The organism is Mesorhizobium sp. (genome assembly GCF_004962925.1).
GTDB lineage: Bacteria > Pseudomonadota > Alphaproteobacteria > Rhizobiales > Rhizobiaceae > Mesorhizobium.
In genome coordinates, this window is record NZ_SUEO01000162.1 from 1 (window position 1) to 14740 (window position 14740).

At 62.0% G+C, this 14740-nt stretch carries 14 protein-coding genes and 1 tRNA gene; 5 read left to right on the top strand and 10 right to left on the bottom strand.

From position 1 onward, the window contains the following. The 5 genes from E5W87_RS25720 to E5W87_RS25740 all read right to left on the bottom strand — a co-directional run. Positions 1-1954, bottom strand: a 1954-nt coding sequence (locus tag E5W87_RS25720; RefSeq protein ID WP_292404040.1) for an aldo/keto reductase, incomplete at its 3' end; no start/stop codon positions are given. A 142-nt stretch (positions 1955-2096) separates the two neighbouring features. Next, positions 2097-3200 (bottom strand): ABC transporter ATP-binding protein, encoded by a 1104-nt coding sequence (locus E5W87_RS25725; protein WP_292404043.1) that lies wholly within the window; start codon positions 3198-3200, stop codon positions 2097-2099. Positions 3201-3207: 7 nt separating this feature from the next. Next, entirely contained in the window at positions 3208-4044 is an 837-nt protein-coding gene (locus E5W87_RS25730; protein ID WP_292404046.1) for a carbohydrate ABC transporter permease, read from the bottom strand. Beyond that, complete coding sequence (locus tag E5W87_RS25735) at positions 4041-4901, bottom strand: carbohydrate ABC transporter permease (protein WP_292404049.1); 861 nt, start codon at positions 4899-4901, stop codon at positions 4041-4043. The genes E5W87_RS25730 and E5W87_RS25735 overlap by 4 nt, the downstream gene beginning before the upstream one ends. Before the next feature lie 226 nt (positions 4902-5127). Continuing rightward, a complete protein-coding gene (locus E5W87_RS25740; RefSeq protein ID WP_292404052.1) occupies positions 5128-6399 on the bottom strand; it encodes an ABC transporter substrate-binding protein in 1272 nt (423 codons plus the stop codon). Positions 6400-6505: 106 nt separating this feature from the next. Between E5W87_RS25740 and E5W87_RS25745 the strand changes: the two genes are divergently transcribed. Then, positions 6506-7375 carry a helix-turn-helix domain-containing protein gene (locus E5W87_RS25745; RefSeq protein ID WP_292404056.1) on the top strand — a complete coding sequence of 290 codons (870 nt, stop codon included), beginning with the start codon at positions 6506-6508 and terminating at the stop codon, positions 7373-7375. Positions 7376-7418: 43 nt separating this feature from the next. Beyond that, positions 7419-8231, top strand: coding sequence for an FkbM family methyltransferase (locus E5W87_RS25750; RefSeq protein ID WP_292404059.1), 813 nt, complete (start codon positions 7419-7421; stop codon positions 8229-8231). Positions 8232-8839: 608 nt separating this feature from the next. Here the strand turns inward: E5W87_RS25750 and E5W87_RS25755 are convergent. From E5W87_RS25755 to E5W87_RS25775, 5 genes are all read right to left on the bottom strand, one after another. Next, positions 8840-8983 carry a hypothetical protein gene (locus E5W87_RS25755; protein ID WP_292404062.1) on the bottom strand — a complete coding sequence of 48 codons (144 nt, stop codon included), beginning with the start codon at positions 8981-8983 and terminating at the stop codon, positions 8840-8842. Positions 8984-9776: 793 nt separating this feature from the next. Further along, positions 9777-10910, bottom strand: a complete 1134-nt coding sequence (locus tag E5W87_RS25760; protein ID WP_292404065.1) for a PQQ-dependent sugar dehydrogenase — start codon at positions 10908-10910, stop codon at positions 9777-9779. Between the two features lie 130 nt (positions 10911-11040). Further along, positions 11041-11349, bottom strand: coding sequence for a HigA family addiction module antitoxin (locus E5W87_RS25765; protein ID WP_292404068.1), 309 nt, complete (start codon positions 11347-11349; stop codon positions 11041-11043). A 39-nt stretch (positions 11350-11388) separates the two neighbouring features. After that, on the bottom strand, positions 11389-11670 hold the full coding sequence (locus tag E5W87_RS25770) for a type II toxin-antitoxin system RelE/ParE family toxin (RefSeq protein WP_292404079.1): 282 nt from the start codon (positions 11668-11670) through the stop codon (positions 11389-11391). A gap of 271 nt (positions 11671-11941) precedes the next feature. Continuing rightward, positions 11942-12016: transfer RNA gene (locus tag E5W87_RS25775), tRNA-Gly, on the bottom strand. Between the two features lie 231 nt (positions 12017-12247). Here E5W87_RS25775 and E5W87_RS25780 point away from each other — a divergent pair. The 3 genes from E5W87_RS25780 to E5W87_RS25790 all read left to right on the top strand — a co-directional run bounded on the left by E5W87_RS25780 (position 12248) and on the right by E5W87_RS25790 (position 14678). Beyond that, on the top strand, positions 12248-12745 hold the full coding sequence (locus E5W87_RS25780; protein WP_292404070.1) for a prolyl-tRNA synthetase associated domain-containing protein: 498 nt from the start codon (positions 12248-12250) through the stop codon (positions 12743-12745). Positions 12746-12840: 95 nt separating this feature from the next. Then, complete coding sequence (gene trxA / locus E5W87_RS25785; protein ID WP_292404073.1) at positions 12841-13839, top strand: thioredoxin; 999 nt, start codon at positions 12841-12843, stop codon at positions 13837-13839. Positions 13840-14006: 167 nt separating this feature from the next. Then, positions 14007-14678 carry an LON peptidase substrate-binding domain-containing protein gene (locus E5W87_RS25790; RefSeq protein ID WP_292404076.1) on the top strand — a complete coding sequence of 224 codons (672 nt, stop codon included), beginning with the start codon at positions 14007-14009 and terminating at the stop codon, positions 14676-14678. Positions 14679-14740 lie beyond the last annotated feature (62 nt).

The following is a 14740-nucleotide window of genomic DNA, read 5'->3' on the forward strand; positions in this document are numbered from 1 at the left end:
CCCGCAGACTGTCCTCAAGTTCGTCGAGCGTGCGCGGTCCGATCAGCGGGACGGACGGGAATGGCTGGGCCAGGACATAGGCGAGCGCGACATGGATCGGGCTCTTGCCCAGCCGGTTCGCGAGTTCGATCGCCCGGTCGCGGCGGCCGAAATTTTTTTCCGAGTACCAGACCCGAACCAGCTCTTCATTGTCGCGCTGATCGCGCCCGGCACGGCCGGTGAAGAAACCCCGGCCCTGGCTCGACCAGGCGAAATTGGGCATCTGCCGGGCGGTCAGCCAGGCCTTCCATTCATCGCTCGACGATGTGACGCAGCCCGGCCAGATTGGCACCAGCATTTCGGCCAGCGAAAAATTGTTCGAAAGCGCGCCAGGCTTTTGCTTGCCGGTCCGCTCGGCATAGGCAATAGCCTCGTCCATGCGTTCCCTTGTCCAGTTCGAGCCGCCGAACGGACCGCGAATGCGGCCGGCCCGAGCCTCTCGATCCATTGCGTCAACGAACTCGTCGACCGGCACGTCCGGATCGTCGCGGTGCATGAAATAGACATCGACATGGTCGGTCTGCAGCCGATCGAGCGACTGGGTGAGCTGCTTGCCGATCACGTCGGGATAGCAGAGCGGGGTGTGCGCGCCCTTGCCGATGACCACCGATTGGTCACGCACGCCACGGTTCGTCAGCCACTGGCCGAGCAGCGTTTCGGTGTAGCCGCTGCCATAGATATAGGCGGTGTCGAAGACGTTGCCGCCGGCCTCGAAATAGGCATCGAGCAGGATCATGCCCGAGGAGAACGTGCGGAAATCCTCGAAACCGAGCGCAAGGCACGAGGCTGGCCGCGGCAGGCCCGGAATTTCGCGCTTTCGGATGGTGCTGCCGGAGCGCAGCCGTCGGCCGGAGATGGTGTTGAGGCGTTTTTCGGGCTTCTCGATCTCGTATTCGAGGCCGATGGCGGCGCGCCATTTGTCGAGCACGCGCAGATTGCCGAGACTGTCGGCCCAGCCCATGCCCGGCCAGGCAAACTCCTGCTTTCCGGCCAGGATCGCCTCACCTGCGGCGTCGACCTCGAAAGCGTAGAGCCAGCGGTCTTCCCTGACCTCGACCACCTCGTCTGCGCCCGGACGGATGATGCGGATTTCGCCGGTGCCGCCTTCCCTGCCGCTCGCATACCAGAAGTCCGCGACCTCGATGCGGCCCTTGGTGCCGAGGATGCGCAGGACGTTGTCCTGGGCGAGCGAGATGCCGCAGGAGACTTCGGCGACGATGCCACTGGGAAAATGCAGCAGCGCCGAGGACCATTCGTCGACGCCGGACTGGCCGAGATGCGCAGCACCAACCACCTTGTCCGGCTCGGCGAAGGGTTTTCCCAATGCGGCCCCGGCAATCAGCCGCGCCATCGAAACAGGATAACCGCCGACGTCCAGAATGCCGCCGCCAGCGAGGTCGTTGGCGTAGAGCCGGTGCTCCGGCATGAAGCCAGGCATGGCGAAGCCGAAGCTCGACTTCACCATGCGCACCTCGCCGATCGCGCCGGACCTGACCAGCTCGACCAGTTTTGCCGTCTGCGGATGCAGCCGGTACATGAAGGCTTCGCCGAGAAAGGTGCCGGCCTTGCGCGCTGCATGGATCATCGCGTCGGCCTCGAAGGCGGTCAGCCCCATCGGCTTTTCGCAAAGCACATGCTTCCCGGCCTCGGCCGCCTTGATCGCCCATTCGGCGTGGCTGGGATGTGGCGTCGAAATGTAGATCGCATCGACGTCAGGGTCCGCGAGCAGAGCCTCGTAACCGTCGAGGATGCGGGCGCCGGGGAAGTTGTCGGCGAGGCCTGATTTGCCGGGATTGCGTGCCGCAATGGCGGCCAATGTGCCGGTGCGCGAATGTGCGACGCCGCCGGCAAAGGCCTTGGCGATGGTGCCGGGTCCGAGAATGCCCCAGCGGATTTTTCGTGGTTCGGAAGTCATCTCAAATCTCCTTGGGGTCGCCTCGGCGTCGCGAGTTGGTAAAAGAAAAATTGGCGTGTCTTTGGTTTTGTGCATGTTGTTGTCCCAAATCCGCTGCGCACCCTCGGTTCACGCCCGAGCGAATGCTTTTGGGTGACATGCATTAGCGAATGCGTGCGCCGGTGCCGTCGAAGAGAAGCGACCGGCCGGCCTTGATCGACACCACCATGTGATCGCCGTTCGCCCGCTGCCGCGATGCCTCGCGCTCGATGATAAGTTCCTCTGGTCCGGCCCCGACATTGGTCCCGGCACTGGCATAAACGTAGCTCACCGATCCGAGGTGCTCGGCGACATCGGCCTTGACGGCGATGTCGCAATCGCCTTCGCCGGCCTCGAAGAAATGCTCTGGCCGCACGCCGAGGACGACATCGGCGCCGACCGCGGGCCGGGCACCCGACAGCGGCTTCCGCAACCTGGCGCCGCCATGGTTGGCGAGTTCGATGACCGCTGCATCGTCGTCGTTCCCGACCACTTTCGCCGCCATGAAATTCATCTTCGGCGAGCCGACGAAACCCGCGACGAAACGGTTGGCCGGGTCGTCATAGAGATCGAGCGGTGCGCCGATCTGCTCGATATTGCCGGCGTTGAGCACGACGATCCTGTCGGCCAGCGTCATCGCTTCGGTTTGATCGTGCGTCACATAGATCATGGTGACGCCGAGCTCCTTGTGCAGGCGCGAGATCTCGACCCGCATCTGCACCCTGAGCTCGGCATCGAGGTTGCTGAGCGGCTCGTCGAACAGGAACACCTGCGGTTCGCGCACGATGGCGCGGCCGATAGCGACGCGCTGGCGCTGGCCGCCCGACAATTGTCGCGGACGCCGCTTCATCAGCTCGGCGATACGCAGGATTTCGGAGGCCCGCTTCACCCGCCGCTCGGTGTCGGCCTTCGGGTTGCCGTTCATCCTCAGCCCGAAGCTCAGATTCTGCTCGACGCTCATATGCGGATAGAGCGCGTAGGACTGGAACACCATGGCGATGCCGCGGTCGGCCGGCTCGACATCGTTCACCACCTTGCCGCCGATGGCGATCTCGCCGCCGCTGATGTCCTCGAGCCCGGCAATCATCCTCAGCAGCGTGGACTTGCCGCAGCCTGAGGGGCCGACGAAGACGACGAATTCGCCGTCATTGACATCGATGTCAGCGCCGTGAATGATCTGGAAGCCGCCGAAGCGCTTGACGACGTTCTTGAGTGTAACCGCTGCCATGCTGATCCTATTTGATGGCGCCGGCGGCAATGCCGGCGACGAAATGGCGCTGCAAGAGCACGAACACGACGAGCATCGGCACGGTGAGCATCACGGCGCCCGCCATGATGCCGCCCCACGACACTTTGGTGAGGCCGATCAGCGTGCCGAGCGCTACCGGCGCCGTCATCGCGCCGGGCTTGGAATTGATCAGCAGCGGCCAGAGATAGTTGTTCCAGGAGGCGAGGAAGAGGATGATGGCGAGCGCCGCCAGCATCGGCCGCGCCAGCGGCAGTGCTACGAACAGGAAGATGCGCCACTCCTTGACCCCCTCGACCCGGGCGGCGTCGAACAGATCGCCGGGCATCATCGAGAAGCTCTGCCGCATGAACAGCACGCCGAGCGAATTGAACAGCGGCGGCACGATCAGCGCCACCCAGGTGTTGGCGAGCTTGAAATCGCGCGCCACCATGATGAATTGCGGGATCAGCACGACGGCGTAGGGAAGCGTGATGGTGCCGAGGATGATCGCGACGACCACGCCCTTGCCGAAGAACTGGTAGCGCGCCAGCGCCCAGCCGGCCATCGAGGTGAGCAGCACCGACAGGAACGTATAGGTTACCGCCACCGAGACGGAGATGCCAATGGCGCCGATGAAATTGGTGCCGCGCTGCAAATTGTTGACATTGTCGAGGAAACTGCCGTGCGGCAAAAGCTCGATGCTGGGGCTGAAGATGCCTCTGTCGGGCATGGTCGAGAAAATCACCATCATCCACAGCGGAAACAGCCAGATCAGCGCCAGCGGCGTCAGGAAGAGATGCAGCGCGATGCTGCGCCCCAGTTTTGAAGAGGAACGCGAGCTCATTTCGGGTCCCTCGTCAGCCACAGTTGCACCAGCGAGATGGCGATCGCCAGCCCGGCCATTGTATAGGCAATGGCCGAGGCGTAGCCAAAATTGAGTGATCTGAAACCCTGGCGGTAAAGCAGCAGCCCGAGCGTTTCGGTGCCGCCGCCCGGTCCGCCGCGCTCGGTGATCAGGAACGGCTCGGTGAACAGCTGCATGGTGCCGATGATCGACAGCACGGCGCAGAACACGATGATCGGCTTGAGCAGCGGCAGGGTGATGTAGAAGAACTGCTTGAGCTTGCTGACGCGGTCCAGCGTCGCCGCCTCATAGACATCCTGGGGGATGGACTGCAGGCCGGCGAGCAGGATGATGGCGTTGTAGCCGGCCCAGCGCCAAGTCACCGCGATCATGATGACCGCCATCGCCGGCGTGACGTTGGAAAACCAGTCGATACGGGGCAGGCCGACGCTGTTGAGCAGCTTGTTGATGATGCCGTAATCGAGATTGAACAGCAGCCGGAACACCGCCGAATAGGCGACTTCGCCGACCACGACCGGGGCGAAGAAGGCAAAACGGTAGAGGCCACGGGCCTTGAGCAGCGGCGAATTGAGCAGCACGGCCATCACGATCGCCAGCGTGATCATCACCGGCACCTGGATGACGAGGATGAGCAGCGTATTTTTCAACGCGTTGAAGAAGGCGGGGTCGCCGATCAAGCGGCCCCAGTTGAAGGTGGGCGCGAACCGCCACGGCACGGTGCGCGTCGCCTGGAAGGAGATCAGGAACGAGTTGATGATCGGCCACAGCCAAAAGATCGAGAAGATCAGCAGATAGGGCGCGAGGAAGCGATACGCCGTGGCATTCTGATAGCGCATCGTTGCCTCCTTCGCCTCCCGTTTCTGGTTTACCGGCCTACTGTCGAAGCCGGCGCCGCTTTCTCTTGCCTTCTCCCACAAGGGGAGAAGGTGGATTGGCGCGCAGCGCCAAGACGGTTGAGGGGTGCTGGACGGAGCGCCTTCCATGCCAAGCTGGAGCACCCCTCATCCGTCGCCTTCGGCGACACCTTCTCCCACAAGGGGAGAAGGAAGAGCCGCGTGAAGATCACTCCTTGGCCGGCAGGCCGGTCGCCGAGGCGATCTGGCTTGCGGCATCGTCGAGCGCCGCCTTGGCATCGGGATAGCCGCCGCCCAGATATTTGGTCTGGACCGCGCGGACGATGATTTCCGCGTCGCTCTGGAACGGCGTGCCGCGGCTGGGGACGACCTTGGGCAAGGTGCCGAGAATGTCCTTCCACACCGCCTGGCCGCCCCAATAGGGCTGGCCTTCGGAGACATAGGGGTCATCGAGGGCCGAGATCAGCGATGGCACGAGGCCAAAACCTTTCAGCATCGCTATCTGGCCCTCATTGGTCGCAAGCGAGTATTTCAGGTAGGCGTAGGCGGCCTCCTTGTTGTTGGACACCGAGGTGATAGCGAGCGACGAACCGCCGAGATTGGCGGCGCGCGGGCCGTCGGCGGTAAGGCTCGGCATCAGATAGACGCCCCATTTGCCGCTGCCGTCGGGCGACTCGGTGCGTATGGTGCCCTCATACCAGCCGCCATACATCTGGGTGGCTACGGTGCCGGCGGTGTTGTTGGTAATCTTGGTGCTCCAGTCCGCCGAGGTGATGATGCCGGCGTCCTTCATCTCCTTGATCTTGGTCATCGACGCCACACAGGCCGGCTGGTTGACGGTGATCGACTGCCCGTCGGCGGCGAAATAGGCGCAGCCCTGCTCGTTGGCGATCATGCGGAAGAATTCTGAGTCGCCGTTGAAATCAGCGTTGGTCATCGTCACGCCGGGATTGGCGTCCTGGATCTTCTTGCCGGCGGCAATGAAATCGTCCCAGGTCTTGATCGACGCGGGATCGACTCCGGCCTTCTCGTAGAAGTCGCGGCGATAATACATCGCCACCGGGCCCGAATCCCATGGCATCGCATAGGCCTTGTCTTCCACTTCGAGTTCGGTGCGCTTGAAATCGGGGAATTTTGCCTGGTCTTCGGCCGTATAGCCCAGCGTGTGAAGGTCGACGAAGCAGTCCGGGAACTGGCTCCAGTAGTTTTCGGCCTCGCCGTTCTCGATTGTCACGATATCCGGCAACCCCTCGCCGCCGGCGGCGCAGCCGGCGATCGACTTGTCGTAGGTCGGCTGGTTGCCGAGGTCCTGGACCGTGACCTTGATGTCGGGGAACTGCTTATTGAAGCCTTCTATGGTGGCCTTCAGCGATGAAGCGGCGACGTTCCAGCTCCAGATCGTGATTTCGCCGGATTGCGCAAAGGCCGGGGCTGAGCCGAGGGCAAGCGCGAACGCGGCGCAGGTCAGTATGGTGCGCATTGAAATCCTCCCATTTCGTTTGCTCTCTCACTGTGAGCGTGCCTAGACTAGGCACCGGGGAAGGCTTGTCCGCGACAAAGGGAATAAAGAATTGGCGGAAAGTAAGATGCCGGAAAGGCCGTTTTACCAGCCTGGCGCCAGCAGCGTGGAGGGTCTGCCGCTGCTCCTGCAGACGTTTCACAATCACCCCCTGGTGATGCTCAAGCCGCATTGGCATGCCCAGGTCGAGGTGAACTTCATCATGTGCGGCGCGGTGCACTACCGCATGAACGATCACGAGATCTCGCTTTCGGCCGGCGACATGTGCCTGTTCTGGGGCGGCCTGCCGCATCAGATGGTGGATGCGTCGGACGATGCCGTCTTCGCCGGCGCGCATCTGCCGCTGGTGCACTTCTTCCGACTGCATCTTCCCGCCGATGTCCGCAACCGGCTGATGACGGGCGCGACATTGGTGACCGATGCCACCGACCGGTCCGACAGCGACAATTTCGAGCGCTGGAACCGCTACGTCCGGTCAGGCGATCCAGCCAAGGCCGAGCACGCCGTGAACGAGCTCCTGCTGCGGCTGGAGCGGGTGCGGTTCGAGCCCTACCGGCTCGCACCCGAAACCTCGATCGAGCAGGAAGCAGGCAATCCCTTCGATCAGCAATCCCTGCGCAATGTCGGGCGCATGTGCGACTTCATCGCGGAGAATTTCCTCTACGAGATCGACTGCGTGGACATCGCGGCGGCGGCCGACATCCATCCCAAATACGCCATGAGCATTTTTAAGAAATCGACCGGTATGACGCTCAACGAATATGTCAACCTGCTGCGGCTCAGCTACGCCCAGGCGCTGCTGATGCACCAGGACGCCAACGTGCTGCGCGTCGCCATGGACTCCGGCTTCGGCTCGCTCAGCGCCTTCAACAAGTCGTTCCGCAAGCTGGCCGGCATGTCGCCGTCGGATTTTCGCAGAGGCGCGAGCGTTAGATAGTCCCGGGTTGAAATGCCGTCATGGTTTGCGCTATCAGCAAGGGGTGAGGCTAAAAGAATATTTCTATCTGCTTGGATTGAAGCCGAGAACACGCGTTTACGGCCACTCGATACAGGTCATCAACCTCCCGAAAGACGGGAAGATTGAATTCGCTCGCTGGAAAAACCCGCGCGGGGCAGACCTCGACCTCACCCAGGGCGAAGTCGATGACCTCCGGCGGTTCCTGAGCGATGGCGACGTGGCGATCGACGTTGGCGCCCAGGTTGGCGACAGCACGGTACCGATCGCCCTCGCCTGCGGGCCGCAGGGCCTGGTCCTCGCTTTCGAGCCGAACCCTTTTGCTTTCGCGCTCCTCGGAGCGAATGCCGCGCTCAATCCTTCCCGATTGAATATTTTCCCGATCCCCTATGCGGCGACACCGGAAGATGGGTCGTTCGTCTTCGACTACGGCAATCCGGGATTTGAGAACGGCGGCGACCACACCGGGGTGTCGCGGTGGAAACACGGGAGCGCTTTCAGTATCCCGGTCGAGGGACGGCGGATCGAACCGTTGATTCGCGCCCGGCTCGGCCGCCGCATCGAGCGTCTGCGCTACATCAAGACCGACGTGGAGCAGCATGATCTGTCGGTTTTGATCTCGATGGGCGCGCTGATCGACGAATGCCGACCCTACATCAAATCCGAAGTCAATCACAACCTTTCGATGGGCGAGCGGGTGCGGATGCACCGGTTCTTTGCCGACAAGGGTTACGATGTCCACCTAGCAGGGCCGACGACACTGTTCGGTCCGAAGCTCACCGAAAACGATCTCGGCAGGAAGAAGAATTTCGACATGTTCGCGGTTCCCCGGAACTGATGCGCCGGTCCTTCCAGCGCGTCGCGTTTTCGGGGGACAATCACGGCACAGGGCGCGGTAAGTCATCCCGCCGAACGGCCCGCCTTGCGAAGCCGGCCTTCGAGCTCGATGCCGCCACAGCAATGCGACCGAGCGGAATTGGTGCGTGCGGCGGTATGGTGGCCGCCAGCGGGTTTTGATATCGTCCAGTAACCCGTGATGTGGCCTGACGTTTGCGGTCCGATATTTCTCTTGAGACAGGCCGTTCGGAATTGCGGGACAGTTTTCAGCCAATGCGCGAGGTGCGTGGGTTTCGGCCGGATATACAGGGGCTGCGTGGTCTCGCGGTCGCTCTGGTCATGGTTTTTCACCTGTGGCCGGATGTTCTTCCCGGCGGATATGTCGGCGTCGACGTCTGGCGCAGTTGGGTGCCCACGCAAAAACGCACCACCGGCCGGAGCCGGTGGTGCTCTCTGGACAGTCTGTAGGGGCAGGACCGTCCAGCGATCCCTGAGGATCTGGCTCAATGTCGGCTCTTCCTCGACCTGGGGCATCGGCCAAACAGATGAAGGAGCCGTGCAAGAATCTCGATGGTGCGGTGCGCAGCTCCGCAGCGCACGCAATGCTATTTATTCGGCTGCGTCAGGAACTTCGCCGGATGTGTCGTCGGAAGCCTCCGCCGGGTCGGCCTCTCTTGCCAGGAACTTGTCCAAGGCTGCCTGCAAGGACAGGGTGGCCTGCGGTGAGGCCGGCGTCGTCGAAACGACAGCCATCGCATGAGCAATTCCGCTCGTCGACTTATCCTTAGCCGCCGCAGAAGTTGCGGCTCCGTGTCCCTGCGATCCGGCCCCGCCAGAGTTTCCGCCGTTGCCGTTGCTCCCGCCATTACCGTGCCCGCCGCCATTGCCGCCGGGTCCAGCGAAGACTGGAGACGCGACAAGGGCGAGAGCGGCGACTATTGCGAACAGACTGGTTCGAGTTTTCATGGTTTCTCCTTACGAATCGCCGTCCCCGCCAGGTTGGTTCTGGATCATAAATGTGAGGACTCTCTAATATGAAGGTCCGCTATTTAGCCAGTTTCGTTTAAATAAAGCCGACCGCAAGGGACCTTGGTCCGAGATCGAAAAGCAAAAGTCCTAAACTCTATCCGGGGCGTATTGGGCGCGGCGAACAAACGCCTGCTGGTCACAAGGCAGCTGGCAAAGCGAGATAGCGCGCCTGCGCATGAACCTGCAGACTATCGTTCGCCGCGGAGCGTTGGTGCTCACAACGTCTCTGACGTGCCGCTGGAACCGGCAATTGAGCACGCTCTGAACTTCATAGCTGCTGGATGATTGGCCGAACAGACCTCATCCGAATCGTGCTGCGGCTGGAAAGCAAGGCTATCTTGCCGGTTCTGTCGATGGACAAGGAGATCGAAAACGACGGGCGCGCCCATGCGCAGTCTTCCGCGATCACGCCATACACATCGAAGCCGCGACTCAACTATCGCTAAAGGCGCGGCGGACCTGATGGCCCGTCTGGCCGGCGCCTTCAGTCAACCTCCCACCGAACGGCGCCGGCCTGTCACTGCGACGCTGCCGGCGACAGTCGCAATATCCTTCCCGCTGGCTCGTCGGTCAACGCCATTACCGCCCCATCGGGAGCCTGCACCACGTCTCGGATGCGCCTGCCGAGAGCGAGGACTTCCTCGCCCGCGAACTGCTTGCTGTCAAGCCTGACACGAACGATGCCTCCCGCCGACAGTCCGCCAATCAGGAGGTCGCCTCGCCAATCGGCAAACATGTCGCCGGTGTAGAAGGTCATGCCGGAAGGCGAGATGACCGGCGTCCAGCTATGGATGGAGCCGGCAAACTCCGGCCGAGTCGATGGATCGGGGATGCGTTCGCCCGAATAGTGCCGGCCCCAGCTGACCACGGGCCAGCCGTAATTCCTGCCTGCCTCCGGAATGTTTAACTCATCGCCGCCAAGCGGTCCCATTTCCGCCGTCCAGACCACGCCGGTTTCGGGATGGATCGCTGCGCTTTGCACATTGCGATGGCCGTAAGACCATATCTCGTCGGCGCCGTCCTTGCCGACGAAGGGATTGTCGTCAGGCACAGAACCATCGGGATTGATGCGGACGACCGTCCCGAGATGATTGCTCGCGTCCTGCGCCTGTTGCATCTTGCCGCGCTCGCCGAGCGTGACGAAGAGCTTGCCGTCCGGCGCGAATACCAGGCGGGAACCGAAGTGGTGCCGGCTCGAGACGGCTGGTTCCTGCCGGAAGATCACTTCGAAGCTCGAAAGCGCGCTCCCGTTCTCGTCCAGGCGTCCACGGCCGACGGACGTGGCCGCGCCGCCGCTCCGTTGCTCCGAATAGGAGAGATAAACCGTCCGGTTGTTGGCAAAGTCCGGATCGAGCGCCACATCCAGCAGGCCGCCTTGTCCGTCGGCGAGGACGTCCGGCACTCCGTCGATCGGATCGGAAACGGCCCCGTCGGTCGAGACGAGCCGAAGGCGCCCCGGACGCTCGGTGATCAGCAGCGTGCCGTCGGGCAGGTAGGCCGCGCCCCAGGGATGTTCGAGCCCTTCGGCAAAGGTCTCGACCGCAATGCGGCCTGTTTGGCTCTCTATGCTGTTGGAAGGGTCCTGCGCCAACGCGGTCGAGGGTGCACTGAAGGCAAGAAGAAAAGACGAAGCCATGAGTATCCGCAGCATAATTTCTCCATCCGAACGGGGCGGGGGAGCCGCCGGCTCTCGATATAATGACCGACTACTGATGCGGTTCCCAAGCTGGCGAGCGGGTTCTCATCAGTGACGTATGGCGGCCGAAGATGTCCGCCTGCTGCTAAGCTGCAAGCGGCGCTTCGACGTAGCTGTCAATCGCTGCGATCTCTTCCTTTTTCGCGTCAGCTTCCATAGTGAGGTCAAACGCGGCCTGCATGTTCATCCAGAACTGAGGCGTCGTATTGAAGAACTTGGCAAGGCGAAGCGCAGTGTCGGGAGTGACGGGTGTCACTTCAGCTACAAGGCGCTCAATCCTGGTCCGTGGCACATGAAGCTTTTTGGCGAGGGTGTAAGGCTTCAGACCCAAAGGGACAAGAAACTCCTCCCGCAAGATTTCGCCAGGGTGGATCGGCGAGGTAAAGTGTAGCATTGCAGATCTCCAACTCTTGGTCGTCCCCACTCTTGGTCGTCAATGGTAATCAGCGATTTCAACGTCCTCAGCGTTGCCGTCTACCCACCGAAAGCAGACACGGAATTGGTCATTAATGCGGATTGAGTGCTGTCCGGCGCGGTCGCCTTTCAGCGCTTCAAGCCGATTTCCGGGCGGCGTGTTCAAGTCGTTCAGGACTAAGGCGTTATCCAGCATAAACAGCTTTCTTTGAGCAGCGCGAACGAGATCGGACGGAAAGCCTTTGAGCTTTTTTCCACCAGCGACGGCCTCGGTAACTTTGTTCCTGAAAGACCGTATCACTTGCTGCCCCGCTAAACGTATCATTATGCGACACGTTCCGGGCTGTCAACGAAAAAGTATCACCGCGTGAGACTAACGGTTCATCTTCAGATGAAGGCAATCTATCTGATTGAACTGGTCCCAGGCGAAAAATGGATGACGATACTGCAGCCGCCGTCGGCCGATTTTGGCACGAAAAGCCCACGGTGGCGACATGGTCGCGACACAGGCCACAAAGCAAATCGGCCGCCCGAAGGCGGCCGATTTAAATGCTTGATTCCCCTGAGAGAACTGGAGCGGGTGAAGCGATTCGAACGCTCGACCCCAACCTTGGCAAGGTTGTGCTCTACCCCTGAGCTACACCCGCTCGCGCGGCTTTTTGGGCCGCAAGCCGCGCCTATATGGCTGAAGGGCGCGGCGATTGCAACAGGGAAATCGCAGGTTTTTTGGCCGCACCCGGCGACGTAAACGAGCCTTCCGTAGCGTAGATAGGAACGGAATCGGCGGCCTCGCTGCGCAACGGTCTTGTCTCGGCCGCGTCATTGGCCGTAAACGGCATGATCCAACCGCGACAACAAGCAGTACCACAAGAAATAACATGCCGAAAACCGAAGCCGATCTTTTTGCCTTTCTCGCCGATCTCGGGATCGAGGTCTCGACCCTGCGCCATCCGCCGCTATTCACGGTCGCCGATTCGCAGGCGCTGCGGGGAGAAATCGCCGGCGGGCACACCAAGAACCTGTTCCTCAAGGACAAGAAGGACAATTTCTTCCTGGTCAGCGTCGACGAGGAGGCAGTGGTCGATCTTAAGCAGATCCACCACGTGATCGGCGCTGCCGGGCGCGTGTCTTTCGGCAAGCCGGAGATGCTGATGGAGCTTCTCGGCGTCATTCCCGGTGCTGTCACGGTGTTCGGCGTGATCAACGATACGGAACGGCGGGTCAAGGTCGTTCTCGACCAGGAGTTGATGGACCATGCCATCATCAACGCGCATCCGTTGACCAACGAGGCAACGACATCGATCGCCGCCGCCGACCTCGTCAAATTCGTCGAGGCAACCGGGCATGATGCTGTTATCTTGAAAGTCACGGCATGATCGCCACATGGATGGCGATAAAACCGACTTCTGAGTGAGGAATATAGACGTCGCGCCGGGCCGGTGGCCGGCGGCGCGACCGAAAGGGTGGCGAGATGAGCGACAACAATCAATTTGGCGGCCCATTTGGCGGCAATGGCGGGCAGTATGCCACCACGGTGCAGTATGGCGGCACTGAGGCCACCCCCGCGAAAGTCGCGCTTGGCGAGCCGCCGGTCGCCGTCGCCGTGATCAAGGACACGACGACCGCCGCATTTGCCGCCGACGTCATCCAGGAATCACGCCGTCAGCCGGTGTTGGTCGATTTCTGGGCGCCCTGGTGCGGACCCTGCAAGCAACTGACGCCGCTGCTTGAAAAGGCGGTCACGGCCGCCGGCGGCAAGGTCAAGCTGGTCAAGATGAATATCGACGACCATCCTTCGATCGCCGGACAGCTCGGCATCCAGTCGATCCCGGCGGTCATCGCTTTCAAGGACGGCCAGCCGGTCGACGGCTTCATGGGCGCCATTCCCGAGAGCCAGATCGCCGCGTTCATCGAGAAGGTCGGCGGCAAGACCAATGGTGCGCCGCAGGTGGCCGAGGCGCTTGCCGCGGCCGCGGAGGCGCGCGACGCCGGCGATGTGCAGACCGCGGCGGACATCTACGACGCGGTCCTGGAACAGGCGCCGGAGACGATCGAGGCCATTGCCGGGCTTGGCGATCTGCTGTTCGAGGCCGGCGATGCCGAGGGCGCCGAAGCCGTGCTGGCGCGGGCGCCGGAAGCAAAGAAGGATGCGCCGCCGCTCGCCGCGGTGCGCGCCAAGATGGCGCTTGCCGCGCAGGCAGCAGCGCTTGGCAATCCGGCCGAGTTCGAGCGACGCTTGGCTGAGAACCCCGGGGATCACCAGGCACGGTTCGATCTCGCCATGATCCAGAACGCCAATGGCGAGCGCATGGCGGCGGCCGACAATCTGCTGGCGATCGTCAAGGCCGATCGCTCGTGGAACGACGACGGCGCCAAGACGCAATTGCTGCAATTCTTCGAGGCATGGGGCATGACCGACGAAGCAACGCTGGCGGCGCGGCGCAAATTGTCGTCGCTGCTGTTTTCCTGAGCGCGCGGCATGGACTGTTTTTGCCTGATGGCCTTGCGGTCGGCGACGGCTGCGCCAGATTAGGGGCCAGACCGATCCGTTTTTCGCTTCCTGAAGATTTAGACGTCAGGTTGCGATGGGGTGGACGGATTTGATGCGCTTCTCAATGAAGCGAGCGGAGGACTGAAGTGCAGGCGGGAAACGCGCATTACCGGCTCGATACGGACTTGCCGTCGACGGTGCCGATCTTTCCGCTTGAGGGTGCATTGCTGCTGCCGGGAGGCCGCATGCCGCTCAACATTTTTGAGCCGCGCTATCTGGAGATGGTGGATGAGGCGATCGCCGGATCGCGGCTGATCGGCGTCATACAGCCCAGCCTCGACGGTGCGCGGCGTGCCGATGGCGAGCCGGAGCTTTGCAATGTCGGCTGCGCCGGACGCATCATCGCGCTTTCCGAGAGCGGTGACGGTCGTTACCTGATTTCGCTGCAAGGTGTGTGCCGGTTCCGCATCGTGCAGGAGCTCGCGGTCAGGACGCCCTTCCGCCAGTGCCGGTTTGCGCCCTTCCTCACCGATCTCGACGAAGATCAGGCAGAGGCCGGGATCGACCGGCCGGCGCTGCTCAAGGCATTTCGCGCCTATTTGCAGGCTAACGATCTTGAAGCCGACTGGGAAAGCGTCAGCCGCGCCGAAAATGCCATGCTGGTCAATGCGCTGTCGATGATGGCTCCCTACGGGCCGGCCGAGAAACAGGCGCTGCTCGAAGCGGCGGACCTGAAGACACGCGCCGAAACGCTGATCGCCATCACCGAAATGGCGCTGGCGCGCGAAAACGAGGATTTCGGGTCAAGTTTGCAGTAGGTGGCTCTTCCTTCTCCCCTTGTGGGAGAAGGTGGATTGGCGCGCAGCGCCAAGACGGTTGA